The organism is Ruegeria sp. CI1, assembly GCF_056536925.1.
This window is the reverse complement of sequence record NZ_JBQFQP010000001.1, coordinates 367,761-393,063: the sequence shown is the minus strand read 5'-3', so window position 1 is coordinate 393,063 and position 25,303 is coordinate 367,761. Positions and strand designations below refer to the sequence as shown.

Below are 25,303 nucleotides of genomic sequence, written 5' to 3'. Positions count from 1 at the left end.
TTTGCGCCCAGCCCATTGCCAGGGCCGAAGGAGAACAGGAATGTCGTCGATCGTTGGTCGCGTCTTGGGTGAAGGGTTTCGCATCTTTTTTCTGGCAGCCGGTATCTATGGTGTTTTTACCGGGATAATCTGGACAATGTATCTGGCCGGCATAGCTGAAGGGCCGCTGCGGGATGGTGTGCCGGTCCTGTGGCATGCCCACGAGATGATCTTTGGCTATGCTACTGCAGCGATTGGCGGATTTTTCCTCACGGCGGTGCCGAACTGGACCAACACACCGGGCGCCCGGCGCGGGTTCATCACTCTGGCCGCTGGCCTGTGGCTGGGTGGGCGGCTGGCAGTCTGGTATTCGGGGATGATGCCCCCGGTTTGGGTGGCGGTTCTCGACCTGGCTTTTATCCCGGTTCTGGCGATAAAGATCCTGTCCCAGTTGGTGAAACGCCCAAAACCGCAGAACATCATGTTTCTGCTTTTTCTAACCTATCTCTGGATCGCTGATCTTTTGGTGCATCTTGAGTGGCTGGGAATTACACAGGACAGCGCACAGGCCGGGCTACGGGGTGGCTTGACCTCGATTTGCGCCCTGATCTCGGTTCTTGGGGGTCGCGTCACCCCCGCGTTCACCCGCAATGCGATGAAGCGTTCGGGTGTTGCTGAAAGCCACTGGCCCCGGAGCTTTCCGCTGGTCGAGCGCACGGCTCTGATCCTGGCGCTGGCCTTGCCGCCGCTGGTTATGTTGGGGACCCCGGCCTGGGGGCTGGGTCCGGTCGCCATCCTGTTCGGGCTGGTTCAGGCCCTGCGGCTGTCTCGCTGGGGTGGCATCTGGTGCCTGGGACAACCGATTCTGTGGTCCCTGCACCTGGGGCTGGCGATGCTGGCACTGGGCATGGTGCTTTGGGGGCTGTCAGCGCTGGGCATCGGACGCGAAATCGCCGGGTTGCATGTTCTGGGAATTGGTTGCGTGGGCGGCATGACACTGGCAGTCATGAGCCGTGCGTCGCTGGGGCATTCCGGGCGTGAACTGGTCGCGCCCTTCCCAATGATTCTGGCCTATGCGCTTATGGCCGTTGCGGCCTTGCTCAGGTGGGTCGGAGCGGAACTGGACGGTGCGTACCTTGTTGCCATGCTGGTGACCGGAGGGCTGTGGGTCACGGCTTTTGCGCTTTACATTGCGTCCATGTGGGCCGCATTGACCGGGCCGCGCTTTACAGCCACTTGAGCAGCCGGAACAGCAGGAAAATGGTGATGCCAAGAGCGATTGAGCCTCCGGCTAGCAGCCAGAATGCGGTCGGCGAGGCGGTGCCTGGCATCCCGGCAATGTTGACGCCGAAGAGACCCGTCAGAAAGCCGAGCGGCAGGAAAACCGCCGCGATGATCGACAGGGTATAACTGTTCCGTCCCAGCAGGCGTACCTGTTCCGAGGCAATCTGATCTTGGACCGCCGCCAATCTGTCGCGGGTTGCGTCCAGTTCTTCCAGAGTGCGCCGGGTGCGGTTGACTGCCTCGCGCAGGTTGATGATTTCGGAAGGGTCAAGCAGCCGCGCTTCGTTGCGCAAGAGCGCATCCAGCGCCTCGCGTTGCGGGTGCAGGAACCTGCGCATCTTGATGACGGTCAGGCGCAGGGCGCTGAGGCGGTCATGCAGATCCACGGTTCCTTCCAGGGCTTCTTCTTCCAATCCGTCGGTCTGGTCATCCAGTTCCAGGGAAACGATTTCGATTCGGTGGGACAGTCCGTGCAGAAGTTCGACCAGAAACGCACCAACCGAAGCCGGGCCCGTGCCAGCCGTGGCCTTGCGATGTATTTCGTCGGCCGCCCAGATCTTTCGGGTGCGTGCCGAGATCACGGCGTTGGGCGTGATCCACATCCGCAGTGACACCATGTCCTCGCGGCTGGAACCGGGGTTCAGGTTTACGCCGCGCAGGTTGAGGATCAGCCCATCTTGCAAAGCATCGCATCGTGGGCGCGTTTCGGATTGGGTTAATGCGGACGCAACCACCGCCGGAAGGTTTTCTTTGACCCACTGGCCTGTCGCCTCGTCAGCGAGATTGAGATGAAGCCACCGGTACGTTTTTTCACTGGGTGGCATGGGTAAGGGCCAGTCATCGACGACGACCTGTGCGCGTTCACCCGAAAAATCGAAGGCGCAGACTGGTTGCAGACGTTTATTTGGCATTCTCGCACCGAATTAAATTAGGCGAAGATTGGAACGAATGTGTCGGTCGGGTCCAGAAAAAACCGAATCCTCAGGCTGTCAGGTGCTCCAGCAGAATCGCAAGACCGAGACCGATCAGGATCAAGCCGCCAAAAACCTCGATGCTGCGCCCAAAGCGCTGACCCAGCAACCGGCCGGTCAGAGCGCCAGTGGTGCTCATCGTCATTGTTGCCAGACCGATGGCCAGAGCGATGATCACGATGTCCACGTCTATAAAGGCAAGCGACACACCGACAGCCATGGCGTCCACAGATGTGCCGATGGCCGTTGCAAGCAAGGCAAGTGGGGAGTGCAGCCTGGGTGCGCCGCCGTCGCCATCGCGCTGGCCCGCATGAATGATTGTTCGCATTCCGACCAGGCCGAGTAGCGCGAATGCAATCCAGTGATCGAACGCCTGCACGTACTGGCTGGCAACGACTCCGAGGGCCCAGCCGAGCAGCGGTGTGACCGTTTCAACAAGGCCAAACACCGCGCCTGTCCTCAGGGCGCTCGCAAGCGGCGCGCCCTGTCGCACCGCGCCGCGGCCGATGGAGGCGACGAAGGCGTCTATTGACATGGTCAAGGCCAGCAGGCCGATTGTGATCGGGGTCATGCGCGCATCCTCGTGGGCCGAACCGGGTGCCATTTGGAATCCGCCCGCAGAGTCCAATCACCACGGTCTTGCTGAGCCTGGGACAGTCCCGAGACCGGGCGTGCCACGCGGATATCCCGCGGGTGTGTTGACACGCCCCCGCACGCTTGCGGTTGCTACTCCCCGATGCCGTCGAGATAGGGATGCTTCGTGTTTTTGTCAATGATAACAGTATGATGTGATTTTGCGACGCAATTGCAGAAGTTGGGGCCCGCCGCCGGGGAGTGTCGACAATTTCGGAAATTCGCCAATACAGGCCGAAACATGCCTGGAAGTCTTGACTTTGGTTAAGGCGTCCCTATGCGCCAGCGGCCATTTTCCTTGCACCAGCAATGCGGCGCAAAGGAGAGCGCAATGCGCGAAGTCATGACAAAGAGCATGGCCCGCAATATCTTTTATGGCGGGTCCCTGTTCTTCATACTAATCTTTCTGGCCTTATCGGCCCACTCACACTTGTACATCATCGGGTCGGAAAACGCGGCCAAACTCGACGACAGTGTGGCCCGGGGCAAGCATGTTTGGGAAAAACATGCCTGCATCAACTGCCACTCGATTCTGGGCGAAGGTGCATATTTCGCCCCGGAAGTCGCCAATGTGATGACCCGTTGGGGCGTACTGGACGACCCCGAGGCGGCTTTTGAAACCCTGAAAGGGTGGATGGAGGCGCAGCCCACGGGCATCGAGGGCCGGCGTCAGATGCCTCAATTCAACCTCAGCGACGAAGATATCCGGGATCTCGCGAACTTCCTGATCTGGACGGACAATATCGACGCTCAGGGCTGGCCCCCGAATGACGCGGGCTAAGGAGGGAACGGAGAAATGAAATACGAATCCCAAAAAATCGCTCTGGTCTACTTTGCCGTAGCCATGGCGCTGTTTGCGATCCAGGTGCTGGGCGGTCTGCTCGCAGGCTGGATCTATGTTGCGCCCAACACGCTTTCCGAGCTGTTGCCGTTCAACATCGTGAGGATGCTGCACACCAACTCATTGATCGTGTGGTTGATCCTTGGCTTCTTCGGCGCCGCCTATTTCCTGATCCCGGAAGAGGCGGAGCGCGAAATACACTCGCCCAAGCTGGCCTATCTGCAGCTTCTGATCCTCGTGGTCGGTACGCTGGGCGTGGTTCTGACCTATGTCTTCAACCTGTTCGAAGGTAACTGGCTGCTGGGTAAAGAAGGCCGCGAGTTCCTTGAACAACCCAAATGGGTCAAGGCTGGTATCGTCGTTGCGGCACTGATCTTCCTCTACAACATCTCGATGACGGTGCTGAAGGGCAAGAAAACCGCAATCACCAACATCCTGCTTCTGGGCCTGTGGGGGCTGGCGCTGCTGTTCCTGTTCAGCTTCTACAACCCCTCGAACCTCAGCCTTGACAAGCAGTACTGGTGGTACGTGGTTCACCTGTGGGTTGAAGGCGTTTGGGAACTGATCATGGCCTCGATCCTGGCCTACCTGATGCTCAAGCTGACGGGCGTTGACCGTGAGATCGTCGAAAAATGGCTTTATGTCATCGTTGCTGCTGCCCTCTTCTCGGGCATCCTGGGCACCGGCCACCACTACTATTGGATCGGTACTCCCGGTTACTGGCAGTGGATCGGTTCGATCTTCTCGAGCCTTGAGGTGATCCCCTTCTTCGGCATGATGGCATTCGCCTTTGTCATGGTCTGGAAAGGCCGTCGTGACCACCCTAACAAGGCCGCGCTGTTGTGGTCGCTGGGCTGTGCCACGCTTGCCTTCTTTGGGGCCGGCATCTGGGGCTTCCTGCACACGCTGCACGGGGTGAACTATTACACCCACGGGACACAGATCACCGCAGCCCATGGTCACCTGGCCTTTTACGGTGCCTATGTGGCCTTGAACTGCGCGATCTTCAGCTATGCGATGCCGATCCTTCTGAACCGCGATCCGTATAACCAGGTACTGAACATGGCGTCGTTCTGGCTGATGACCAGCGGCATGGTATTCATGACTTTCGTGCTGACCTTTGCGGGAACTGTTCAAACGCACATGCAGCGTGTGGTAGGCGACTACTACATGGATGTGCAGGATCAGGTTGCCATCTTCTACTGGATGCGCTTCGGTGCAGGTCTGGTGGTTGTCATTGGCGCGTTGCTCTTCATCTACTCGATCTGGGTGCCGCGCAAGGAGCTGGTCGAACCTGGTCCGCTTGAGCGTGACCGCCTCGACAAGGACCCTGACCACGTGGCAGCGGAGTAATGAGGATGGACGGCTCCATGAAACTCGGAACGGGGGCGGCTGACGCCCCCTTCTACCTCTCGCAGGGTGATGAATGCGATATCTTCACCGCTGCATATAACAACAGTCTGCCGGTCCTGCTGAAAGGTCCGACAGGATGCGGCAAAACCAGGTTTGTGGCCCACATGGCCGCCAAACTTGGTCGTCCGCTTTATACCGTGGCCTGCCATGACGACCTGGCCGCCGCCGACCTGATCGGGCGCTACCTGTTGAAAGGTGGGGAAACCGTCTGGGTCGATGGGCCGCTTACCCGCGCGGTGCGCGAGGGTGCTATCTGCTATCTTGACGAGGTGGTCGAGGCGCGCAAGGACGTGACCGTGGTGCTGCACCCGCTGACCGACGACCGGCGCATCCTGCCGATCGACCGTACCGGTGAAGAGCTTGAGGCCGCGCCCGGTTTCATGTTGGTGGCATCCTACAACCCGGGCTACCAGAACATCTTGAAAACCCTGAAACCTTCCACCCGCCAACGATTCATTTCGGTTGAGTTCGACTTTCCGTCTCCGGAACTGGAGGCCAAAGTCGTGGCCGAAGAAAGTGGGTTGTCGCTGGAACGCTGCAAGCCGCTGATCCGGTTGGCGAACAAGCTGCGCGGTCTCAAGGGGCAGGACCTTGAGGAGGGGGTTTCCACCCGCCTTGTGGTTTATGCCGCGACGCTGATCGCGCAGGGCATGTCCACCGATCGCGCCATTCTGGCCGCCATGATCGAACCTCTGACCGATGACGAGGATATCAAACGCGGGCTCCTCGATCTTGTCACGGCCGTCTTTGGGTGAGGCCGACCGATGGTCAAGATCGACTTTGAGCCATGGGAACCCGAAGAAACCATCGGGAAACTGTGGCACACCCTCGCCAGCCGCCTTGATGCACCTGAGGTGCACGTTGGAGCCGCGGTCGACCTGTCGCAGGTCGCGGGGCGGCTGGCCGTTCTTTTCCGGGGGCTTGGCGGAAGTCCGGGTGTCGAGCTGCGCCCGGTTTCGCCCGAGCTTTCCCGCCACCGGCTAGGCTGGCGCCGTCGTCTGGCGACCGAGGCCGAGCTGTTGCCGCGCGCCTCGTTCGACGGCGAGGTCTTGCGCCTGCCGGACCGGCTGGCAATCTTTCCCTATCGTGAGGCCAACGGCGCACTTTACGTCTGGCTTGCTGCCGCTGCAGCCCATGCCGGAACCCGCATCGACGAAGAAGACCTGTTGCGTGCAGATTTGCGTGCCTTGCATGCCGCCAGGGATATGGTGACGGAAACTTTCGACAATGCACCGGGTCTGCGTCCGCTTTATGACGAGCTTTGCAAGGGGATGCTGCATCAGCGCGAGGTTCCGGACCTGCCGCCGGTTGAGGCCGCAGTTGAGGAACTGATCCGGAAAATGTTGGGGAATTCAGAGCCCTTGTCCTCCAAGGCTGAGCAGTTGTGGGCCGTCGATGCTGACCTCACCGCCCCGCGCGGGTATCAGCCCTTCCGCCCGGTCGCCTTGTGGCCCGAGTTGCGTGCGGTTGCCTTTTCCGAGCATCACGAGGCGGAAAGCCGCGACACCGATGGTCCTCCGGAAGAGTCGAGCGAGAAAACCCACCGGGCGCGCCGCCGTAAATCCGACCAGGCAGAGCGCAACGACAGCTTCATTCTGCACAAGTTCGAGGCGATTCTAAGCTGGGCCGAGTTCCTGAACCTCAACCGCCGCGTCGATGACGACGACCCGGACAATGCCAAGAAAGCAGCCGACGATCAGGACGAGATCGGTCTGGGGCAGATTTCCAAGGCACCGCCGACACGGTTGAAACTGCACCTCGACCTCGCGCCCGAAGACGTGGATCGCGAGCGATCGTCAGGCCGCATTCTTTATCCGGAGTGGGACGTGCGGTCGGGCCAGTACCTGCCGGATCACGTGAATGTCCTCACCTCGGATGCCGATATCCGCGAAGATGCCGCTGAGTTTGGCAAAGACCCCGCCACCGCCCGCCGCATCCGCGCCGTCAAGCGCCAGTTCGAGGCCCTGCGCCCGGGGCGCGTGATGACCCGTGGTCACCTGGATGGCGATCAACTGGATATCGAGGCCGCCGTACGGGCCCAGGTGGACCGTCTCGCCAATGGCGAAGCAACCGAACGGGTCTGGATGCAGTCGCGACCCGAGGCGCGCGATCTGGCGGTATCGATTGTTCTGGATGTCAGCCGCTCGACCGAAAGTGCAGTCGCGGGCCGTGCCGTCATCGATATCGAACGCGAGGCGCTGGCGGCGCTGGCGTGGGGTTTGAACGCATGCGGTGACGATTTCGCGATCCATGCCTTCAGCTCGCTCAAGCGTCACCGGGTGTATATCCAGCGCTGCAAGGGGTTTGACGAGCCGATGGGACCCGCAGTGGAACAGCGCATCGCCTCGCTGCGGCCCGGCCACTATACCCGTCTGGGTGCGGCGATCCGGCACTGTTCGGCCGATCTGGCCAGTCAGTCCCGCAAACGACGCCTGCTGCTGGTCATCACAGATGGCAAGCCCAACGATCTGGACCACTACGAGGGCCGCCACGGTATCGAAGACACCTGCATGGCGGTTCGAGAGGCACGCCGCGCCGGGCAGTCCGTCTTTGGTGTAACCATCGACAAGACAGGCAAAAGCTGGTTCCCACGCATGTTCGGGCAGGGCGGCTTTGCGGTCATCCCCGACCCGAACCGTCTGACTATGGCGTTGCCGCAGATCTATCGTCAATTGGTCGGCGCATGAGCGACGCCACCCTGATTGATGAGCTTCCTGGCGAGTTGCTCATGTGGGTGCTGATCATCAGCGAGTTGCTGGTCTTTGGCGCTGGACTCATCGCCTTCATGGGGGTGCGCCTGACTGATCCGGCGGGTTTTGCAGAGGCGCAGTCGCATCTTTACCGCACTGGCGCTGCGCTTAACACCGCGGTGCTGGTCACGTCAGGTTACCTGGCGGCAAAGGCGCTTGCGTGGCGCCGCGAGGGGCAACGCAAAGCCCCGCGCCTTGCGTTGATTTCGGCGGCCCTTCTGGGGGTCCTGTTCCTGATCATCAAGGGCGTGGAATATGCCGGAAAGGCGGCTGATGGCATCGGTTTCGACACCCACCCGTTCTTCATGTTCTACTATCTGCTGACGGGATTTCACGCCGCGCACGTTCTGGCCGGAACCGGCATCCTGCTGCTGGTCGCCTGGCGCGACGATCCTGCCAATATCGAGGCGGGATCGCAGTTCTGGCACATGGTCGACCTTGTATGGGTGCTGCTGTTTCCGGTGATCTATCTGTTGGGGTGACGAAAATGGTTTCTTCTCGTTCCGGAAACGGAGACACAGACCGCCTAACGGGCGCGTGGGTTGCTCTTCTGATGCTCAGCTTTGCCTCGGCGCTGCTGACCATTCTGCCCGTTTCGCCCAAGGTTGTCGGCGCGGGTATCTTGGTTCTGGCGCTCGCCAAATCACGCGTTATCCTCGCCCGTTATCTGGCGCTCGAAGAAAGCCCAAGCTGGCTGCGGGGGTTCACCATGGTCCTGACTGGGTTCACTGCCGTTGTCTTTGGCCTCTATCTGGTCTGACCGCCGCCCTTCAGCTTTGGAACGCTGTGGCCAGGTTTTCGGGCAGATCAAATTCGCCGAGGGCTCGAGACCGCGCTGCGACCGACATTTTGCGGGCAGTCTTTTCCACGATGCGTTGGATTTTTTCGGCGGAGTGCTTTTCGGCAAACGGGGAAAAATACCATTTGAGAAATACGAAACAGATCACATCCTCAAGCGCCTGAACTTCTTCGTCGCGCTTGATACCCTCTTTGCGCAGCATACGACCCGCTGTTTCGACTTCTTCGGCGTCATACCCGGCCTCGGCCATAAGCCGCATGACCACATCCGCATGATGCACGCCCTGCGCTTTGCGCCAGGCCAGATAACCGGCGCGACCTTCGGGATATTGTGTCCGAGCCAGCTTCCAGCGTTCCACATGCTGGCCGCGCGCGGCAATCTGCAGGATTTCGGAGGCGTCGGGGAACAACCGGTTCAGTTCCGAGCTCATCCTTTCACCATATAGCAGAGCTTCGGGACGACCCTCTTCCCTGTTTGGATCAGCTTCATTTGCAGCGTCGACCGCCGCAAGCACCTTGTTCATTCGCTCGCTCATCACCGGCTCCAGTTCTCGGCAGGATCGCTTTCGGCGTAATCGCGCAGCATTTCGATGTCAGCGATTTCGGCGTGGTTTCTTTTCACCGTCACTCCGGCGCTTTTCAGGCGGGAAAACGCGCGGCTCAGGCTTTCCGGTTTCATGCCCAGACGTCCGGCAATCAGCATCTTGTCGTACGGCAAGGTTACATCGCATGTGCCATTTGCTGTGTCACACAGGTTCAACAGGAACTCGGCAACCCGCTGCGCCCCGGTTTGCGCCTTGAGCTGTTCCAACTGAGCGACCAGTGAGTGCAGATGAGTGAATGTCGATGCCAGGATCGAGACGCAGATCTCGGGGTCTTCCTTCATCAGCGAGATGAAGACATGGCTGGGGATGTGCATCACTTCGGAGGTCGAAACCGCCTCGGCAGAGACCGGATACGGCATATTGCGCAGCGCCACGGCTTCGCCAAAGCTTTCACCGCGGGTAAAGACGCTTACCACGGCTTCGGCCCCTGTCGGAGCCATGCGAAAGAGCTTGACCCAGCCACTGATCACGACATGGATGGCCTGCGCTTTTTCTTCTTGCAGAAATATCGTCTCGCCCCGGTCATAGCTACGCCAGATGGCGTGGCTCAGCAGGGTGTCCACATGCTGATCCGGCAATGAGCGAACCAGCACGGATTGCCGTGCGATTGCCTTTTGTGCTTCGTGCGCCAAGCGCTTTTCCCCTCTCGTCCGTCGACAGGCTTTATGGGCCATTTTGTCCGTCCCCGACCAAGCTAATGCAAAGAGTCGTGTGGCGCACCTGCATTTTCGCGCGCTGTTAGTCAATGCCGTGCGGCCACTTGACAATTGTCATTTGGCGCGCTGGATCCTCGCCCTAGTCTGCGGGGAACCTCAGAATACCCGGGAGAAGCCAGTCATGGATTACGAGCGTTATTTCACCCAGAGCCTTGATTCGCTGAGGGACGAGGGGAACTATCGTGTCTTCATCGACCTCCAGCGCCGTTGCGGTGCCTTCCCGAATGCGCGGCAGACCGACGGGCCGGTTCAGCGCGATGTGCGGATCTGGTGTTCGAACGACTATCTGGGCATGGGGCAGCATCCGAAAGTGCTGACTGCGATGCACGATGCGCTCGACCGCTGCGGGGCCGGAGCCGGGGGGACGCGCAACATATCCGGCACCACGCATGACCATGTTCTTCTTGAGGACGAACTGGCCGATCTGCATGGAAAAGAGGCGGCGCTGCTATTTACCTCGGGCTATGTCTCGAACTGGGCGGCGCTGGGTACGTTGGCCTCGAAAATTCCCGGTCTGATCGTGTTCTCGGACGCGCTGAACCACGCCTCGATGATTGAGGGCATCCGTCATTCGCGGGCACAAAAGGTAATCTGGAAACATAACGATCTTGCGGATCTTGAGGCAAAGCTGGCCGCCGCCGATCCGGTGGCGCCCAAGATGATTGCCTTTGAATCGGTCTATTCCATGGATGGCGATATCGCGCCTATCAAGGAAATCTGCGACCTGGCAGATAAATATGGTGCCATGACATATCTGGACGAGGTGCACGCCGTAGGTCTCTATGGCCCGCGCGGTGGCGGTATTGCCGAGCGCGAAGGTCTGATGGACCGCCTGACGGTGATCGAAGGAACCCTAGGCAAGGCATTCGGTGTGGTTGGCGGATACATTGCCGCCTCTGCTGCGCTATGCGATTTCGTGCGCAGCTTTGCCAGCGGGTTCATCTTTACCACGGCTTTGCCACCTTCTGTTGCCGCTGGCGCAGCTGCTTCGATACGTCACCTGAAGCAATCGCCGGTTGAACGTGATGCGCAGAAGGCGCGCGTCGAACAGGTGCGAGCTCGTCTGGACGCTGAAGGTATCCCGCATCTGCCCAACCCCAGCCATATCATCCCGGTGATGGTGGGCGATCCGGTCAAATGCAAATTCATCTCGGACACGCTGCTGGAAGAGTTCGGCATCTATATCCAGCCCATCAACTATCCCACGGTTCCCAAGGGAACCGAACGTCTGCGTATCACGCCGTCTCCGGTGCACACGGATGAGGATATCGATCATCTGGTCGGAGCGCTGTCTAAACTCTGGCAACGGTGCCAGATCGCCAGAATGCCGATGGCGGCGCAATAGTACCGAATTTTGTCTCCCTGACACTCCGGCGGCTCTCTGAGCCGCCGTTTTTTAGGGGCGGATAGAATAGTCGGTTATTTGGTGGTGAGGCACCGTCGCGGATCGTCGGCAATGCGCTGTGATCAAGTGGCGTGGCGCGACTTGAATCGCTCGAAATCCGCCTCGCTCGCTTTAACACCCGTGAATACCTCGACATAGTCGGGCATGTTTGTAATCCGGGTTTCCCGGTTCTCTTCAATCCGCATCGAGATATAGCCGACCTGCGTGTACATCACGGTCAAAGCCCGGACTTCGGCCGCCGATTTCGCGTACCCGAATCGCAGGAACATCGCGACCAGCGCATTCTGCCGTGCCTTGTCGGCGGCGTTCAGGCGCGGTTCCAGCGCCGGGTCGTTGCGCGCCCAGTTGCGGATGGCCAGATCAAGCTTGGCGTCGAACAGCGTGTCGTCCAGCCAGCAGTCAAACAGGTTGAACATCGCTTCGACAATACTTTCGGCATAGGCTTCGGTTCGTGCGACCAGATTGCCGGTGTTTTTATCTTCCCAGTGGCGAATCATCGCTTCGAGCAGCGCGTCGCGATCCTTGAAATGCCAATAGAACCCTGAGCGCGCGACACCGAGATGCTTGGCCAACGGCATGACTTTGACGGCCTCGACACCGCTTTCCGTCAGCAACTCATAAGCCGCCGTCAGCCATGCGGCTTCTGTTCCACCATGTTTCAACTCTTCGATCATCTGAGTGCCGTATCAGGTCCGTGAGGGGTGCACAACAATCTTGACACATATGTCAAGATAAGCAACACACATGTCAATAGACGCAACCTTGTGCCAGGAATCGCCTTATGACAGCTGAGCCCGTAACCCGCTCTCGTCGTTCTCGCCGCAATTCAGGAAAACCCTCGCGTTCGGCTGAGCCGGGGCAAAACCTGCATCTGCGAGTGCCCTATATCACCCGTCGTATTCCCACCTATGATCTTGCCAGCGAGGAAAGCCTGGATCGGATCGAGGCGACGGCGGAACGCATCCTGGCCGAGATCGGCATCGAGGTGCGGGAGGATGCCGAAGCCGTGCGACTGTACCAGCAGGCCGGGGCAACTGTGACTGATGTGTCCGCCGAGGCGTGGAACGTGAGATTCGAGCCGGGAATGGTGCGGGAATTGCTGAGGTCGGCGCCTGCGCGTTTTACCCAATGCGCGCGCAACCCGGCCAATAATGTCGAGATCGGCGGCGATGCAATGGTATTCGCGCCGTCTTATGGTTCGCCCTTCGTGATGGATCTGGACAAGGGGCGGCGGTATGGCAGCATCGCCGATTTCGAGAACCTGGTGAAGTTGGCGCAATCCTCGCCCTGGCTGCACCATTCGGGTGGCACCATCTGCGAGCCGACCGATGTTCCGGTGAACAAACGGCACCTCGACATGGTCTATGCTCACATGCGGTATTCAGACCGGGCTTTTCTGGGGTCGATCACCGCGCCTGAACGCGCCGCCGACAGCATCGAGATGTGCCGCATTCTATTCGGGTCTGATTTCGTCGACCAAAATTGCGTGATCATGGGTAACTTCAATACAACCTCGCCGCTGGTTCTGGACGGGGTGACGACTGCGGGAATCCGAACCTATGCCGAGGCGGGGCAGGGTTCGATCCATCTGCCGTTTCTGCTGGGTGGTGCAGTGTCGCCGCTGACCATGGCCGGGGCAGTGGCGCAGTGTCTGGCGGAGTCGATGGCGTCGTGTGCGCTGACCCAGTTGGTGCGGCCGGGTTCGCCTGCCATTCTGGCCGGGTTCCTCTCGTCGATGTCGTTGCGGTCGGGGTCGCCCACATTTGGCACACCGGAACCCGCGCTTGGTTCCCTGATCATGGGACAGTTGGCTCGACGCCTGAACATGCCGCTGCGTTGTGCGGGCAACTTCTCGACCTCCAAGGCGCCTGACGGGCAAGCGATGCAGCAAGCTATGATGTCGATGATGTCGGCGGTACAGGGCGGGGCCAACTACATTCTGCACTCGGCCGGGTTTGTTGATGGCTTGCTGTCAATGTCCTACGAGAAGTTCGTGATGGACACCGATATGTGCGGCGCGCTTCATTCCTATCTGAGGGGTATCGACGTTAACGAGGATACGCTGGGCTTTGAGGCATTGGCGCAGAACGGACCCGGTGAACACCTGTTTGGAACCGATCACACCCTGCGCCACTACGAAACCGCCTATTGGGACAGTGGACTGAACGACGATCAGCCCTTCGAAACATGGGAAGAACAGGGCGGTGTGGATTACGCCCAACGCGCCAACAAGCGTTGGAAAGACCTGCTGAACGCCTATGAGGCGCCCGCCATGGATGAAGCAACCGATGAAGCTTTGAAGGATTTCGTCGCTCGAAAAAAAGCCGCAATGGCCGACGCCTGGTACTGAGGGAAAAGTCATGTCCAAAGACCCGCTGCTGCAGCCCTATCAGCTGAAACACCTGACCCTGCGCAACCGCATCATGACCACCAGTCATGAACCGGCCTATCCCGAGGACGGGATGCCGAAAGCCCGTTACGCCGCCTATCATGCGGAGCGCGCAAAGGCGGGCGTGGCGCTGGCGATGACGGCCGGCTCGGCGGCGGTCTCCAAGGACAGCCCGCCGGTGTTCAACAATATCCTCGCCTACAAGGATGAGGTGGTGCCGTGGATCAGGAATCTGACGGATGCCTGCCACGAACACGGATGCGCGGTAATGATCCAGCTGACCCATCTGGGCCGCCGTACCGGCTGGGCCAAGGGCGACTGGCTGCCGTCGGTCAGTTCGTCGAAACATCGCGAACCTGCGCACAGATCGTTCCCGAAGCTTGCCGAGGACTGGGACATCGAGCGCATTATCTCGGATTTTGCCGATGCCGCCGAACGGATGAAAGAAGGCGGTATGGACGGGATCGAATTGCAGGTCTATGGCCACCTGCTCGACCAGTTTTGGTCGCCGCTCACCAACGATCTGGAAGGTCCTTATGGCGGACAGACACTGGATAGCCGACTGAGGATGCCTCTCGACGTATTGCGCCACATCCGCAAACGGGTAGGCGACGACTTCATTGTCGGCCTGCGTTATACAGCCGACGAGGCAGAGGAGGGCGGCATTTCGCCAGAGGAAGGGCTGGAAATCTCCAAACGCCTTGCCGATAGCGGCATGGTCGATTTTCTCAACGTGATCCGGGGGCGTATTCATACTGACCCGGCGATGACCGATGTGATTCCGGTTCAGGGCATGAAGAATGCGCCGCATCTGGATTTCGCCGGTGAGGTAAGGAAGGCGACCGGCCTGCCAACGTTCCACGCCTCGAAAATCCCCGATGTGGCTACAGCGCGCCATGCCGTTGCCTCGGGCCTGCTGGACATGGTGGGCATGACGCGCGCGCATATGGCGGACCCGCACATCGTCAAAAAGATTGTCGAGGGGCGCGAAGACGATATCCGCCCGTGTGTGGGTGCAACCTATTGCCTTGACCGGATCTATCAGGCCGGTGAGGCGCTGTGCATGCACAATGCCGCCACGGGTCGCGAGCTGACCATGCCGCACGAAATATCACCCGCTGAAACACGCAAGAAAGTGGTGATCGTCGGGGCCGGTCCCGCAGGTTTGGAGGCCGCTCGTGTGGCCGCCGAACGGGGGCATGACGTCACCGTGTTCGAGGCGCAACCCGATCCGGGTGGCCAGGTGCGCCTGACGGCACAGAACCCGCGCCGGCGCGAGATGATCGGCATCATCGATTGGCGCATGGCCCAATGCGCCGCGCGCGACGTTGAATTCCGTTTCAACACCTGGGCCGAGTCCGAGGATATCACCGCGCTGAACCCGGATGTGGTAATCGTGGCGACCGGTGGTATTGCCAACACCGAGTTGTTTGAAAGCAAAAAGGAAAACGACCTTCTGGTCAGTGCCTGGGACATGATTTCGGGTGATGTGAAACCTGGCCAGAACGTGCTTGTCTATGACGAAAGTGGTGATCACCCCGGCCTTATGGCTGCCGAAGTTGCGGCAAGTGCGGGTGCGAAGGTTGAAGTCATGACGCCTGACCGCATGTTTGCGCCCGACATCATGGGGATGAACCTCGTGCCCTATATGCGTGCATTGCAGGACAAGGAAACGACCTTTACTGTCGCGCGCCGACTACTGGACGTTGAGCGTGACGGAAACCAGCTTAGGGCAGTGATTGGTACGGATTACAGCGGCTTCACGTCCGAAAAGACCTATGATCAGGTTGTGGTGAACTATGGCACCATGCCGCTTGCCGACCTTTACTTCGACCTCAAACCGCTGTCGTCGAACGAGGGGGCGGTCGATTACGATGCGCTGATCGCGGGTCTGCCGCAGGAAGTAACACGCAACCCTGAGGGCAACTTCAAACTGTTTCGAATCGGAGATGCCGTCAGTGCCCGCAATACGCATGCGGCAATCTTTGACGCTCTGCGGCTGGTGAAAGACATCTGATACGCATGTTCACAGGTTTGCCATGAGCCTCAAGCACGTCTTCACCCCGGTGCGCTTGCGCCACAAGACCTTGCACAATCGCATCGTCTTTGGCGCACACACGACCAATATGGCGCAGGATGGGGTGCCGGGTGACCAACACCTGGGCTATTATCTGGAGCGCGCCATTGGTGGGGCCGCGATGATCGTGGTAGAGCCGATGCCGGTTCATCCGGCGGCGGTTCTGACCCGCGGCAACTTCCGACATTGCAGCGACGATGTAATCCCGCACTTTGCCCGCCTGACCGAAGCTTGCAAGGCGCAGGGTGCGGTGATGATACAGCAACTGTATCACGTCGGTGCGCATGGGGATTGGGACAACAGTTGGCATGCCAACTGGTCACCTTCGGGCGGTCCCAGCTATCACGATAGTGACGGTAGTCACGAAATGACCGCCGACGAGATCGAGGAGACGATCGAAGGTTTCGTTCAGGCTGCTATCCGATGCCAGAGTGCTGGGTTCGACGGCGTCGAGGTTTGGGCGGCCTATCACTGTCTGCTTGATCAGTTCTGGACGCCATTTTCCAATAAGCGCACGGATGAATGGGGCGGTAGTTTGGAAAACCGAACCCGGTTTTCCCGCGATATCCTGCGCCGCATTCGCGCGGCTTGTGGCGAGGATTTCATTGTAGGCTTGGCGATCAACGACGATGCCGAAGTCGAAGTCTGCCTCAGTCGGGACGAGATGGTCGAGATCATAACTTTGCACGACGCCGAAGGTTTGATGGACTATGTGACTGTTGGTTCAGGAAGCTATTTTGATTTCTACAAGATCTTGCCCAGTTTCCAGTATCCGGAGGGTCTGGGAGTCGACCTGTCGATCCGCCTGAAAAAGGTGGTTCGGAATGCGCTGGTGACGGCTGAGGCCAATATCCGGACGCCTGAGAACGCCAACGCTCTACTAGGGGGTGGGCAGGCCGATCTTGTCTCGATCGTGCGCGGTCAGATCGCGGACCCGCATCTGGTCACCAAGGCCCGAGAGGATCGGATCGAGGATATTCGCGGCTGTCTGTCCTGCAATCAGCAATGCTGGGGACGGCGGGGGCGTGACTATTACATATCGTGCCTGATCAACCCTTCTGCAGGGCATGAGTATCTGTGGGGCGGCGATCGTTTCGCGAAAACCGACGACCCCAAGACCATTCTGGTGGTGGGGGCTGGCCCCGCCGGTCTGGAAACCGCTCGCGTAGCGGCGGAGCGAGGTCATAGGGTTTTACTGGCGGAGGCCTCCTCGGAACTGGGCGGTCAGTTCCGTCTTGCGGGATTGCAACCGCGCAGGGCGCAAATTGCGGATCTTATTGCGTGGTATGGTCGGCAACTGGACAAGTTGGGCGTTGATTTGCGGTTCAACACGGTTCTTGATGCGGATGACATTTCAGGCATCGGTGCGGATCAGGTGGTTCTGGCCACGGGGTCGCTGCCTGCGGAAACCGGGTTTCAAAAGGCGCTGCCGCATGTGGCCGCAATGCCCGGCGCCAGTGGTGCGAATGTCTGGTCGCCCGAGGACGTCATGGGGCGTGCCGCGAGGTTGGGCAAGCGGGTTGTTGTTCTGGATGAGGCCGGAAACTGGCGCGGGATCGGCACGGCTTGGCATTTGGCCGAGGCAGGGCACGACGTAACGATCGTGACACCAAGCCCGATGGTGGCGCGCGACCTGATCCGCTCGGCCACAGATTTGCCGGCGCGCCGGTCACTTGCCGCACTTGGCGTGCGGTTCGTCACTGAAAGCGCGATTTCCGAATGGACCGGTTCCGGTGCCAATGTGTTTTGCCTGCTGTCTGGGCGAGAAAGCAGGATCGAGGCAGACTCACTGGTTCTGGCCACGGGCAACATCGTCGACAGAACCCTGCACGATGACCTGCGTTCCAGGGGCATCCATCCTCGTTTGGTCGGTGACGTGTACGCGCCGCGCCTGGCTGCGGCTGCAATATATGAGGGACGGGTGACCGGATTGGCCCTTTAGCCGGATTGGCTTGTGCCGGCGTGCGGGAGGTGTTTAGGTTTTCCATACATCATCCCGGGTTTCGGAGAGCTTCTCATGGACAGACCTCGTGCCGACCTTGCCGCGTCGAACACGCCGCTTTATCGCCTGCCGCGGCTTTCCGGGCATCTTGGCATCGACCTGTGGATCAAGCGGGATGATCTGGCCGGGGCACCATTTGGTGGCAACAAGTCCCGGCAATTGGAATACTATCTGGGCGCGGCGCAGGCGGCGGATGCCGACACGATACTGATTACCGGTGCGGTCCAGTCGAATTTCGTTCGCACTGCGGCTGCAGCCGCCGCCTCGCTGGGTATGCAGACCGTCGTGCAGCTTGAAGAGCGTGTGAATGGCGTTGACGAGATCTATCGGACCTCTGGCAATGTCCTACTGCTGCGCGTTCTTGGGGCCGAAATCATGCACTACCCTGAAGGCGAGAACGAGGCGGGTGCCGATGCGGCCTTGCGTGCCCGGGCAGAAGAACTGCGCGAGGCGGGGCGTCATCCGTATGTCATTCCTCTCGCGGTGAACAACCCGCCGCTCGGCGCCTTGGGTTATGTCCGGGCCGGACAGGAGATTGTGGCGCAAGCTGGTGATTTCGACACTGTTGTCGTTTCTTCCGGCAGCGGGGCGACCCATACAGGGCTTTTGACCGGATTGCGTGGGGCGGGCGGACAGGCCACCGTCATCGGGAGTTGTGTGCGCCGGTCGCGCGAGTCGCAGAGCCTGCGCATAGCCGAGGTTCTTGACCGGTTGAGCGAGTTGACCGAGCACGCGTCTTCGGTGACGTCGCAGGATATCCGCATCTGGGACGGGGCGCTCGCACCCGGGTATGGGCAATTCGGACCAGCCGCCAAATCTGCAATGGAAATGATGGCGCGGCAGGAAGGTATTCTGCTTGACCCAGTCTATACGGCCAAGGCCTTTGCGGCCATCCCGGCCCTAACGGCGAGTGGAGAAATCGCGCAAGGAAGTCGGGTTCTGTTCGTGCACACGGGCGGTCTGGCTGCGTTGTTCGGTTATCAATCCGGCCTGGAAGCAGCATTCTGAGGGATTTCAGTCTCGTCTTCGATGGCGGAGATATCTGGGTGCGCGCCGATACTGTCCAGGAGTGCGACAACCTCGGCCTGCCAACCCTCCTTGATCTTTTTAGCAAGTTGCGAGAGCGGTCGATAAAGCGGGGTCAGGATCACGTATTCGTACCTGAAAATGTCGGGCATCGGGCGAAAGACGACCTCGCCTCGAGTCGTGTTGGTTTCTTGTTCGTTGACGACCGTCAGGGGGTCGACGATGGACAGGCAGCGCCCTGCGCTGATGAATTGCATCAAGGGGGCGAAAAATTGGCTGTCAAGAAGTATGTTCGGCGTGGCTCCGGCGTCGCGCAGAGCCTTGAGAGTTCGTTGGTGCATCACGTGATAGCTCTGCAATGTGCCCAGCGGAACACTGTCCAGATCCTGACAGGAAATCGTGTCGCGCTCAGCCAGAGGGTGGCAGCGGGGTAGCGCGCAAAAACAGTTTGCGGTGATAAGTTCCTGCTGAAATGTGCGGTCGTCGCCCGGGCCGAACGCAAGATCGGCAAAACCAAAGTCGAAAGCCTGCGTCGCTGCCAATTCGCGGATTTGCATTGAGGTCCGTGATGACAGGGACACGCGAATATCTGGCACATCGCCGATAGCGCGACTGATAAATCGTGGCAACAGGAACGCCGAAGGACCTGGCATCGACGCAATGTTCAAGGTTCCGCGTTCGCCTCTGACCAGACTTTTCATGGTTCCGGCCACTGTGGAAAGACGATCCAGAATATCGCTGGTTTCGGCAAGAAGATAGCGGGCCTCGGGTACCGGAACCAGTTGGCGACCCCGACGTTCGAACAGTTTCAAACCCAGCGAATCTTCCAAAGATCGAATCGCCAGGCTGACCGCAGGTTGGGTCCTGCCCAGTTTCTGTGCTGCCTCAGACAGAGATGACGAGTTCATGACAGCGCGAAACGCAGTGATTTGGGATAGATTCATCGTAAATCCATAAGGAAAACTTTGCCTAACCTAAAGTAATCAAATTTGCATTTATTTAAAAGTTCGATCATCGTTTCAGAATAAGGATCGTGACCTAACGTCCAATCACACCAAAGGGAGACAAAAATGGCATTCATCAGAAATCTTGGCGGAGCTGTTCTGGCAGCCACTCTGGCAACTGGCGCAGCTTATGCTCAAGACCCGACCTTCTTCCGCATTGGCACGGGCAGTGCAGGCGGCACCTATTTCCCCATTGGCGGCACCATCGCAAACGGCATATCGTCCCCTCCCGGCTCGCGCCCTTGTGAGGAAGGTGGCCAGTGCGGCGTGCCGGGCCTGATCGCCATCGCGCAATCGACCACCGCGTCCGTGTTCAACAATACCGCTGTCGAGAACGGCGAGCTTGAAGCTGGTCTGGCGGCTGCGGACGTCACGCGTTCGATGTATCTGGGCGAAGGCAAGTTCGAAGGCAAGCCGCATCCCAAGCTGCGTATCGTCGCGAACCTGTTCCCCGAAGACCTGCACCTGGTTCTGCCCAAGGGTACGTCGATCAGCAACCTTGGCGATCTGGCAGATAAACGCGTCGGCATCGCTCAGGCGGGATCGGGAACCCAAGTTGCAGTCCTGCAGATGCTCGAGGCCTGGGGCGTGACCCGCGACAACATGGAAGAGGCCGAACTGAACAACAGCCAGTCGGCCGAACGTCTGGCCGACGGTCAGCTTGACGGCTATTTCTATGCGGCCGGTTGGCCGGTTTCGGCGATGGTTCAGCTCGCCTCGACCAAAGGTATGGACCTGCACAGCTTCACCGACGAGGATCTGGCCAAGATCAACGAGATCATCCCAGCCTATATCCCGTCAAAGATTCCGGCCGGTGTCTATGAAGGTGTCGATTATGAAGTGAAAACCCCGGCGGTTTCGGCATTGCTGGTGGTTTCGTCCGACCTGTCCGACGAACTGGTCTATGGCATCACCAAGGCAATGTGGAACGACAACACCCGCAATTTGTTGGATAACGGCCACGCCAAGGGCAAGCAAATCACACTGGATACCGCGCTTGACGGGATCGCAAATCTGGGCGTCCCGCTGCACCCGGGTGCCGAGAAGTTCTACAAAGAAGCTGGCGTTCTGGAGTAACCCCTCTCTCCTCGGTTATTCCATGTCCTGGGCGGCGGGCGTAAGCTGCGCCGCCCAATCAATCCCACACCACACTTGATGCGAGAGGGCGGGCCATGAGCAACGCGCCAAACCACGAGTCTCCGGAACTGTCCGCCGAAGAGCTGGCCGCAATCGAAGAGAAATTCGACGAAGGTGCCGCGACACGCGAAGTTTCGGACCGGTTCGGAAAGTTCCTGCGTTATGTGGCCCTGATCTATGCCACGTACCACTATCTGACCGCAGGGTTTGGACTGCCGCCTGATTATTGGCACATGGGTTGGCACCTGTCGGGATTGTTTATCCTGATTTACGCGTTGTTCCCGCATATCAAGACCAAAACTTCGTTCGACCTGAAAACCGGTGCGTTCCATCTGGGCGGCGTGCCCTATCTGGATGTGATGCTGATGGTTTTGGGCGTGGCGGCCTCACTTTATCTGGGGTTCGCCTGGCATGGTATTCCCTTCCTTGGTGTAGAAGAAATGACCTTCAGGATGGGAAATCCGAACACCTATGACATGATATTCGGCTGCATCCTGATCGTTCTGGTTCTCGATATTGCGCGCCGGACGCTGGGTTGGATTCTGCCGCTGATCATCTGCTGTTTTATGGCCTATGCGCTGTTCGGTCCGATCTTTCCGGGCATCCTTCAGCATCCCGGCGTCAAATTTAAAACATTCGTCAGCTCGATGTACTTCCCGCAGGAAGGCATTTTTGGCGTCACGCTCTGGGTCGTCTCGACGATCGTTTTCCACTTTGTCCTGTTCGGTGTGATTGCGCAGCGCACCGGGTTGGGGCAGCTCTTCATTGACAATGCCACCATTCTGGCGGGCCGCTATACCGGTGGCCCGGCCAAGGTGTCGGTAGTGTCGTCCGCCTTTTTCGGTACGATTTCGGGTTCTTCGGTGGCGAACACCGTCTCGACCGGGGCGCTGACCATTCCGAACATGAAACGGCTTGGCTACCCAGGCCATTTCGCAGGCGGGGTCGAGGCGGCGGCGTCGGCGGGTGGGCAGATCACGCCACCGATCATGGGCGCTGCGGCCTTCATCATGGCTGAATTCCTGGAAGTGCCGTATACCACGATTGTCATTGCGGCGATCTTTCCGGCGCTGTTGCACTATACCGGCGTCTTCACAGTGGTGCATCTGATGGCGCGCCGCCTGAACCTGCAGGGTCTGTCCAAGGAAATGCTGCCGAAGCTTGGCGAAGTGTGGCGCGAAGGCTGGGCCAACATCGTTCCGCTGGTCGGGCTTTTGGTGGTTCTGTTCTCGGGATACACCCCCTATATGTCTGCGTTCTGCGGTATATCCCTGGCACTGATCGCTGGTATGGCCCGCTACAAAGAGCCGCTGACCCTGCCAATTCCCGCAGCGTTCATCGCCTTTGTACTGTGGAAATATGCCGGGGATGGTTTTGATCTGACGATGTCACTTATCCTCATTGCGGGATCGGTCATCGCCACATTCAACCCTCAGGGCCGCACGACCATCACGGAAATGGCGGATACGCTTGAAACCGGCGTGAAATACGCGCTGGCCGTGGGCGCGGCCTCGGCAGCTGTCGGCATCGTCATCGGTGTGATCAACACCACTGGCGTCGGGTTCCGGATCGGTTTCATGGTTACGCAGGCCGCAGCGAACCTGGGCGGTGATCTCAACAGCCTTCTGACTTTCGGCAGCTTCGAGTTGTTCGCAGTCGAGGATCTGACGCTTTTCATCAGCCTGATCTTCATCGCTGTTGCCTGTATCCTGATGGGGGCGGGGGTGCCGACCACGGCGCTTTACATCATGCTGGTTTCGGTGGCTCAGCCCGCGTTGGCACAGCTTGGCATCCCACCGATCGCGAGCCATATGTTCGTGTTGTACTATGGCGTAGTGGCTGAGATCACTCCGCCGGTTTGTACCTCGGCTTACGCGGCTGCGGCCATTGCCAACTCCAACCCGTTCCGGACCGGCTTGTCGGCTTTCTCGCTGGGATTGGGAAAGGTGGTGGCTCCAATGGCGTTCGTCTATGCGCCGGTGCTGCTGTTCGTCTCATCGACCGGCTTCAACTTCGTCGAGTTCAGCTATACGGCCACCAGTTGCATTGCGGGTGTCATCGCCCTGTCGACGGCAGTCGTGGGTTACTGGCTGGCACCGATGGGTGTGTTCTATCGGATCCTGATGGCAATCTCGGGTCTTGTTTTCATCGCTCCATCGCTGCAGGCCGATCTGGTGGCGCTTGCAATTGCCAGCCCGGCGATCCTAAGCCAGATCATCGCCCGACGGGCGCAAACTTCCGTGGCGTAACTCGATGGAAAAGGATGTCACCATTCTCGGTGCAGGTGTTGTTGGCATCTGCACCGCCCTCTCCCTCGCTGAGCGCGGCGTCGCGGTGCGACTGATTGACCGGGGCGATCCTGGGCAAGAGACCTCTTTTGGCAATGCCGGCGTCATCTCGCCATGGTCCATCATCCCGCAGGCTCTGCCGGGGACGTGGAAACAGATGCCCCATTTGCTGTTCGGCAAATACAGACCACTGGCCGTACGCACGACATTCTGGCCCAGGATGGCGCGTTGGGGTCTGGCGTTTTTGAGTAACGGAACCGAAGCCCGTGTGCAGCGGGCCGCCGATGCGATGGAGGTGCTGTGCGGCCCTTCGATCGACCTTTATCGTCGGCATCTGCAAGGCACCGGGGCAGAAGGTTTGGTGCGCGACAGTTGTTATATCCACGCCTTTCGCGAGGGCGACAAGGCTTCGCTGCGGTCTCTGGACTATCGCATTCGCCAAGAAAAGGGCGCGCGTCTTGAACTGGTGGGGGTGGATGAATTGCGCCGGATTGAGCCTGCTTTGTCGCACGATTTCAAGGCGGCCGTTCTGATCCACGATCAGGCCCGCGCCCTTTCACCGGGGCGTATTGGCGCGGCCCTGGCCGACAAGGCTCGTTCGCTTGGTGTCGAAATTGTCAAGGAGCAGGTCACCGGCCTGATGCGTACCGATCTGGGGTGGCGCATTTCCTGCAATGCGGGTGTTTATGAAGCCTCCCGAGTGGTGATCGCGATGGGGGCGTGGTCGCCCGAGATCCTGCGGCCTTTGGGTATCAACGTACCGCTGGTGGCCGAGCGTGGATATCACCTGGAGTTTTCTGCTCCGGGGATTGAGGTGAACAATTCGGTCATGGATACCGATGCCAAGATCGTGGCATCCAGCATGGAATGCGGTATGCGTATCGCTGGACAAGCCGAATTCGGCGATGTGAACGACCCACCAGATCCTCGCAAGCAACCCCGAATGCTGGCGCAGGCCAAGGCCGCCTTTCCGGATCTCGCGACCGATCGCCCGAGTTTCTGGATGGGTCGCCGCCCGACCTTTCCTGACAGCCTGCCAATGATCGGCGAATTTGATGATCAACCGGGCCTGTTTGCGGGCTTTGGTCATTCTCACTGGGGATTGATGATGGCACCGAAAACCGGGGAACTGCTGGCGGACATACTGTCGGGGCGCAGTAACAACATTGATTGCTCGGCCTATTCCACGGGCCGCTTTTCCCGCGGACTGATCCCAACAACGGACCTTTGACCATGACAGTCACAAACACCCCGATCGGCATACTTTGTCTCGATACACATTTCGCCAAACCACCCGGCCATATCCGGTGCAGTGAAAGCTTGCCATTCCCGACGGTCAAACGGATCGTGCGAGGCACAACCATCCGCGAGTTGCTGGAACGACCCAGTATCGAGTTCTTCTCACCCTTTCTGGACGCGGCAAGGGAACTGGAGGCTCAGGGATGCGCCGCCATCACCGGCAGCTGTGGATTCATGGCGTTGTTTCACCGCGAGTTGGCAGCACAGGTTTCGATACCCGTGTTTTCTTCCAGCCTGATCCAGATCCCGTTGATGCACCAGATGGCAGGGCAGCGTGGCAAGGTCGGTGTGATCACTGCCCGCAAATCGGCGCTGACACAGGCGCATATGGATGCAGTCGGGGCGGGAACGACGCCCGTCGCCATTGCGGGGATGGAAGAACAGCCGGAATTCCGGGACGTGATCCTTGATGACAATCGGCCGGAAATCGACCAAGAGGTACTGGCTCAGGAACTCGCCACTGTTGGCCGTCAACTGGTAGCAGACAATCCGGATGTCAATTCGATCGTTCTGGAATGTACCGACCTTCCGCCGTATGCGCACCGCCTGCAAGAAGTGTTGGGATTGCCTATAGCCGACCTGACGACATTGGCGACAATGGTCCACAACATCGTGACGCGCAGCCCATATGCGGGCCAGATCAGGTACGACTGAAAAGGGTTCGGCTTGAGCTGAATATGTTGATC

22 protein-coding genes and 1 riboswitch are annotated in these 25,303 nt (G+C 59.3%); of the genes, 16 read left to right on the top strand and 6 right to left on the bottom strand.

Annotation, left to right across the window (positions count from 1 at the left end; translation table 11 throughout):
- The first annotated feature begins 40 nt into the window (after positions 1-40).
- Positions 41-1,219 (top strand): NnrS family protein, encoded by a 1,179-nt coding sequence (locus ACR0LZ_RS01850; protein ID WP_480748062.1) that lies wholly within the window; start codon positions 41-43, stop codon positions 1,217-1,219.
- Here the strand turns inward: ACR0LZ_RS01850 and ACR0LZ_RS01845 are convergent.
- Together ACR0LZ_RS01845 and ACR0LZ_RS01840 are read right to left on the bottom strand one after the other, a co-directional pair.
- Positions 1,206-2,174, bottom strand: a complete 969-nt coding sequence (locus tag ACR0LZ_RS01845; protein WP_480748061.1) for a zinc transporter ZntB — start codon at positions 2,172-2,174, stop codon at positions 1,206-1,208. The two genes, ACR0LZ_RS01850 and ACR0LZ_RS01845, sit on opposite strands and share 14 nt — an antisense overlap.
- A 70-nt stretch (positions 2,175-2,244) precedes the next feature.
- Positions 2,245-2,805 (bottom strand): manganese efflux pump MntP, encoded by a 561-nt coding sequence (locus tag ACR0LZ_RS01840; RefSeq protein WP_480748060.1) that lies wholly within the window; start codon positions 2,803-2,805, stop codon positions 2,245-2,247.
- A gap of 73 nt (positions 2,806-2,878) precedes the next feature.
- Positions 2,879-2,981: riboswitch (yybP-ykoY riboswitch) on the bottom strand.
- A 217-nt stretch (positions 2,982-3,198) separates the two neighbouring features.
- Here ACR0LZ_RS01840 and ACR0LZ_RS01835 point away from each other — a divergent pair.
- Genes ACR0LZ_RS01835 through ACR0LZ_RS01810 form a run of 6 tightly spaced genes read left to right on the top strand, consistent with a single transcriptional unit; the run spans position 3,199 to position 8,631 of the window.
- Positions 3,199-3,648: a c-type cytochrome gene (locus ACR0LZ_RS01835; protein ID WP_480748059.1), complete on the top strand. Its 450-nt coding sequence runs from the start codon at positions 3,199-3,201 to the stop codon at positions 3,646-3,648.
- 15 nt (positions 3,649-3,663) lie between these two features.
- Positions 3,664-5,061, top strand: a complete 1,398-nt coding sequence (locus tag ACR0LZ_RS01830; RefSeq protein WP_480748058.1) for a cbb3-type cytochrome c oxidase subunit I — start codon at positions 3,664-3,666, stop codon at positions 5,059-5,061.
- 5 nt (positions 5,062-5,066) lie between these two features.
- Positions 5,067-5,876 (top strand): AAA family ATPase, encoded by an 810-nt coding sequence (locus ACR0LZ_RS01825; RefSeq protein ID WP_480748057.1) that lies wholly within the window; start codon positions 5,067-5,069, stop codon positions 5,874-5,876.
- A 9-nt stretch (positions 5,877-5,885) separates the two neighbouring features.
- Positions 5,886-7,808, top strand: a complete 1,923-nt coding sequence (locus ACR0LZ_RS01820) for a nitric oxide reductase activation protein NorD (RefSeq protein WP_480748056.1) — start codon at positions 5,886-5,888, stop codon at positions 7,806-7,808.
- Complete coding sequence (locus ACR0LZ_RS01815) at positions 7,805-8,353, top strand: cytochrome c oxidase subunit 3 (protein ID WP_480748055.1); 549 nt, start codon at positions 7,805-7,807, stop codon at positions 8,351-8,353. Before ACR0LZ_RS01820 ends, ACR0LZ_RS01815 begins: the two co-directional genes overlap by 4 nt.
- 5 nt (positions 8,354-8,358) lie before the next feature.
- Positions 8,359-8,631, top strand: coding sequence for a cytochrome C oxidase subunit IV family protein (locus ACR0LZ_RS01810; RefSeq protein ID WP_480748054.1), 273 nt, complete (start codon positions 8,359-8,361; stop codon positions 8,629-8,631).
- Positions 8,632-8,641: 10 nt separating this feature from the next.
- Here the strand turns inward: ACR0LZ_RS01810 and ACR0LZ_RS01805 are convergent, their stop codons facing one another.
- Positions 8,642-9,205: a DUF4202 domain-containing protein gene (locus ACR0LZ_RS01805; protein WP_480748053.1), complete on the bottom strand. Its 564-nt coding sequence runs from the start codon at positions 9,203-9,205 to the stop codon at positions 8,642-8,644.
- Positions 9,205-9,906, bottom strand: coding sequence for a Crp/Fnr family transcriptional regulator (locus tag ACR0LZ_RS01800; protein ID WP_480748052.1), 702 nt, complete (start codon positions 9,904-9,906; stop codon positions 9,205-9,207). The genes ACR0LZ_RS01805 and ACR0LZ_RS01800 overlap by 1 nt, the downstream gene beginning before the upstream one ends.
- Positions 9,907-10,111: 205 nt before the next feature.
- Here ACR0LZ_RS01800 and hemA point away from each other — a divergent pair, with 205 nt between their 5' ends.
- The gene (hemA, locus tag ACR0LZ_RS01795) at positions 10,112-11,335 is read left to right on the top strand and encodes a 5-aminolevulinate synthase (protein ID WP_480748051.1); all 1,224 of its coding nucleotides are present in this window, start codon (positions 10,112-10,114) and stop codon (positions 11,333-11,335) included.
- Positions 11,336-11,457: 122 nt separating this feature from the next.
- On the opposite strand, the gene ACR0LZ_RS01790 is transcribed toward hemA, so the two are convergent.
- Complete coding sequence (locus ACR0LZ_RS01790; RefSeq protein ID WP_480748050.1) at positions 11,458-12,069, bottom strand: TetR/AcrR family transcriptional regulator; 612 nt, start codon at positions 12,067-12,069, stop codon at positions 11,458-11,460.
- 107 nt (positions 12,070-12,176) lie between these two features.
- On the opposite strand from ACR0LZ_RS01790, the gene ACR0LZ_RS01785 reads away from it, so the two are divergent.
- From ACR0LZ_RS01785 to ACR0LZ_RS01770, 4 genes are all read left to right on the top strand, one after another.
- The gene (locus tag ACR0LZ_RS01785) at positions 12,177-13,745 is read left to right on the top strand and encodes a trimethylamine methyltransferase family protein (protein ID WP_480748049.1); all 1,569 of its coding nucleotides are present in this window, start codon (positions 12,177-12,179) and stop codon (positions 13,743-13,745) included.
- A 10-nt stretch (positions 13,746-13,755) separates the two neighbouring features.
- Entirely contained in the window at positions 13,756-15,801 is a 2,046-nt protein-coding gene (locus ACR0LZ_RS01780; protein ID WP_480748048.1) for an FAD-dependent oxidoreductase, read from the top strand.
- Between the two features lie 22 nt (positions 15,802-15,823).
- Positions 15,824-17,803, top strand: a complete 1,980-nt coding sequence (locus ACR0LZ_RS01775; RefSeq protein WP_480748047.1) for an oxidoreductase — start codon at positions 15,824-15,826, stop codon at positions 17,801-17,803.
- Between the two features lie 75 nt (positions 17,804-17,878).
- Positions 17,879-18,871 (top strand): D-cysteine desulfhydrase family protein, encoded by a 993-nt coding sequence (locus ACR0LZ_RS01770; protein WP_480748046.1) that lies wholly within the window; start codon positions 17,879-17,881, stop codon positions 18,869-18,871.
- On the opposite strand, the gene ACR0LZ_RS01765 is transcribed toward ACR0LZ_RS01770, so the two are convergent.
- A complete protein-coding gene (locus tag ACR0LZ_RS01765) occupies positions 18,844-19,833 on the bottom strand; it encodes a LysR family transcriptional regulator (protein ID WP_480748045.1) in 990 nt (329 codons plus the stop codon). The two genes, ACR0LZ_RS01770 and ACR0LZ_RS01765, sit on opposite strands and share 28 nt — an antisense overlap.
- A gap of 126 nt (positions 19,834-19,959) precedes the next feature.
- On the opposite strand from ACR0LZ_RS01765, the gene ACR0LZ_RS01760 reads away from it, so the two are divergent.
- The 4 genes from ACR0LZ_RS01760 (at position 19,960) to ACR0LZ_RS01745 (ending at position 25,271) form a co-directional block, all read left to right on the top strand.
- On the top strand, positions 19,960-20,970 hold the full coding sequence (locus ACR0LZ_RS01760) for a TAXI family TRAP transporter solute-binding subunit (RefSeq protein ID WP_480748044.1): 1,011 nt from the start codon (positions 19,960-19,962) through the stop codon (positions 20,968-20,970).
- A 95-nt stretch (positions 20,971-21,065) separates the two neighbouring features.
- Positions 21,066-23,279, top strand: a complete 2,214-nt coding sequence (locus ACR0LZ_RS01755; protein WP_480748043.1) for a TRAP transporter permease — start codon at positions 21,066-21,068, stop codon at positions 23,277-23,279.
- Between the two features lie 4 nt (positions 23,280-23,283).
- On the top strand, positions 23,284-24,549 hold the full coding sequence (locus tag ACR0LZ_RS01750; protein ID WP_480748042.1) for an NAD(P)/FAD-dependent oxidoreductase: 1,266 nt from the start codon (positions 23,284-23,286) through the stop codon (positions 24,547-24,549).
- Positions 24,550-24,551: 2 nt separating this feature from the next.
- Positions 24,552-25,271, top strand: coding sequence for an aspartate/glutamate racemase family protein (locus ACR0LZ_RS01745; RefSeq protein WP_480748041.1), 720 nt, complete (start codon positions 24,552-24,554; stop codon positions 25,269-25,271).
- Positions 25,272-25,303 lie beyond the last annotated feature (32 nt).

Bases quoted from the DNA above. Each gene is read 5' to 3' on its own strand.
- ACR0LZ_RS01850 (WP_480748062.1), top strand. From the start codon at position 41: ATGTCGTCGATCGTTGGTCGCGTCTTGGGTGAAGGGTTTCGCATCTTT.
- ACR0LZ_RS01845 (WP_480748061.1), bottom strand. From the start codon at position 2,174: ATGCCAAATAAACGTCTGCAACCAGTCTGCGCCTTCGATTTTTCGGGT.
- ACR0LZ_RS01840 (WP_480748060.1), bottom strand. From the start codon at position 2,805: ATGACCCCGATCACAATCGGCCTGCTGGCCTTGACCATGTCAATAGAC.
- ACR0LZ_RS01835 (WP_480748059.1), top strand. From the start codon at position 3,199: ATGCGCGAAGTCATGACAAAGAGCATGGCCCGCAATATCTTTTATGGC.
- ACR0LZ_RS01830 (WP_480748058.1), top strand. From the start codon at position 3,664: ATGAAATACGAATCCCAAAAAATCGCTCTGGTCTACTTTGCCGTAGCC.
- ACR0LZ_RS01825 (WP_480748057.1), top strand. From the start codon at position 5,067: ATGGACGGCTCCATGAAACTCGGAACGGGGGCGGCTGACGCCCCCTTC.
- ACR0LZ_RS01820 (WP_480748056.1), top strand. From the start codon at position 5,886: ATGGTCAAGATCGACTTTGAGCCATGGGAACCCGAAGAAACCATCGGG.
- ACR0LZ_RS01815 (WP_480748055.1), top strand. From the start codon at position 7,805: ATGAGCGACGCCACCCTGATTGATGAGCTTCCTGGCGAGTTGCTCATG.
- ACR0LZ_RS01810 (WP_480748054.1), top strand. From the start codon at position 8,359: ATGGTTTCTTCTCGTTCCGGAAACGGAGACACAGACCGCCTAACGGGC.
- ACR0LZ_RS01805 (WP_480748053.1), bottom strand. From the start codon at position 9,205: ATGAGCGAGCGAATGAACAAGGTGCTTGCGGCGGTCGACGCTGCAAAT.
- hemA (WP_480748051.1), top strand. From the start codon at position 10,112: ATGGATTACGAGCGTTATTTCACCCAGAGCCTTGATTCGCTGAGGGAC.
- ACR0LZ_RS01790 (WP_480748050.1), bottom strand. From the start codon at position 12,069: ATGATCGAAGAGTTGAAACATGGTGGAACAGAAGCCGCATGGCTGACG.
- ACR0LZ_RS01785 (WP_480748049.1), top strand. From the start codon at position 12,177: ATGACAGCTGAGCCCGTAACCCGCTCTCGTCGTTCTCGCCGCAATTCA.
- ACR0LZ_RS01780 (WP_480748048.1), top strand. From the start codon at position 13,756: ATGTCCAAAGACCCGCTGCTGCAGCCCTATCAGCTGAAACACCTGACC.
- ACR0LZ_RS01775 (WP_480748047.1), top strand. From the start codon at position 15,824: ATGAGCCTCAAGCACGTCTTCACCCCGGTGCGCTTGCGCCACAAGACC.
- ACR0LZ_RS01770 (WP_480748046.1), top strand. From the start codon at position 17,879: ATGGACAGACCTCGTGCCGACCTTGCCGCGTCGAACACGCCGCTTTAT.
- ACR0LZ_RS01765 (WP_480748045.1), bottom strand. From the start codon at position 19,833: ATGAATCTATCCCAAATCACTGCGTTTCGCGCTGTCATGAACTCGTCA.
- ACR0LZ_RS01760 (WP_480748044.1), top strand. From the start codon at position 19,960: ATGGCATTCATCAGAAATCTTGGCGGAGCTGTTCTGGCAGCCACTCTG.
- ACR0LZ_RS01755 (WP_480748043.1), top strand. From the start codon at position 21,066: ATGAGCAACGCGCCAAACCACGAGTCTCCGGAACTGTCCGCCGAAGAG.
- ACR0LZ_RS01750 (WP_480748042.1), top strand. From the start codon at position 23,284: ATGGAAAAGGATGTCACCATTCTCGGTGCAGGTGTTGTTGGCATCTGC.
- ACR0LZ_RS01745 (WP_480748041.1), top strand. From the start codon at position 24,552: ATGACAGTCACAAACACCCCGATCGGCATACTTTGTCTCGATACACAT.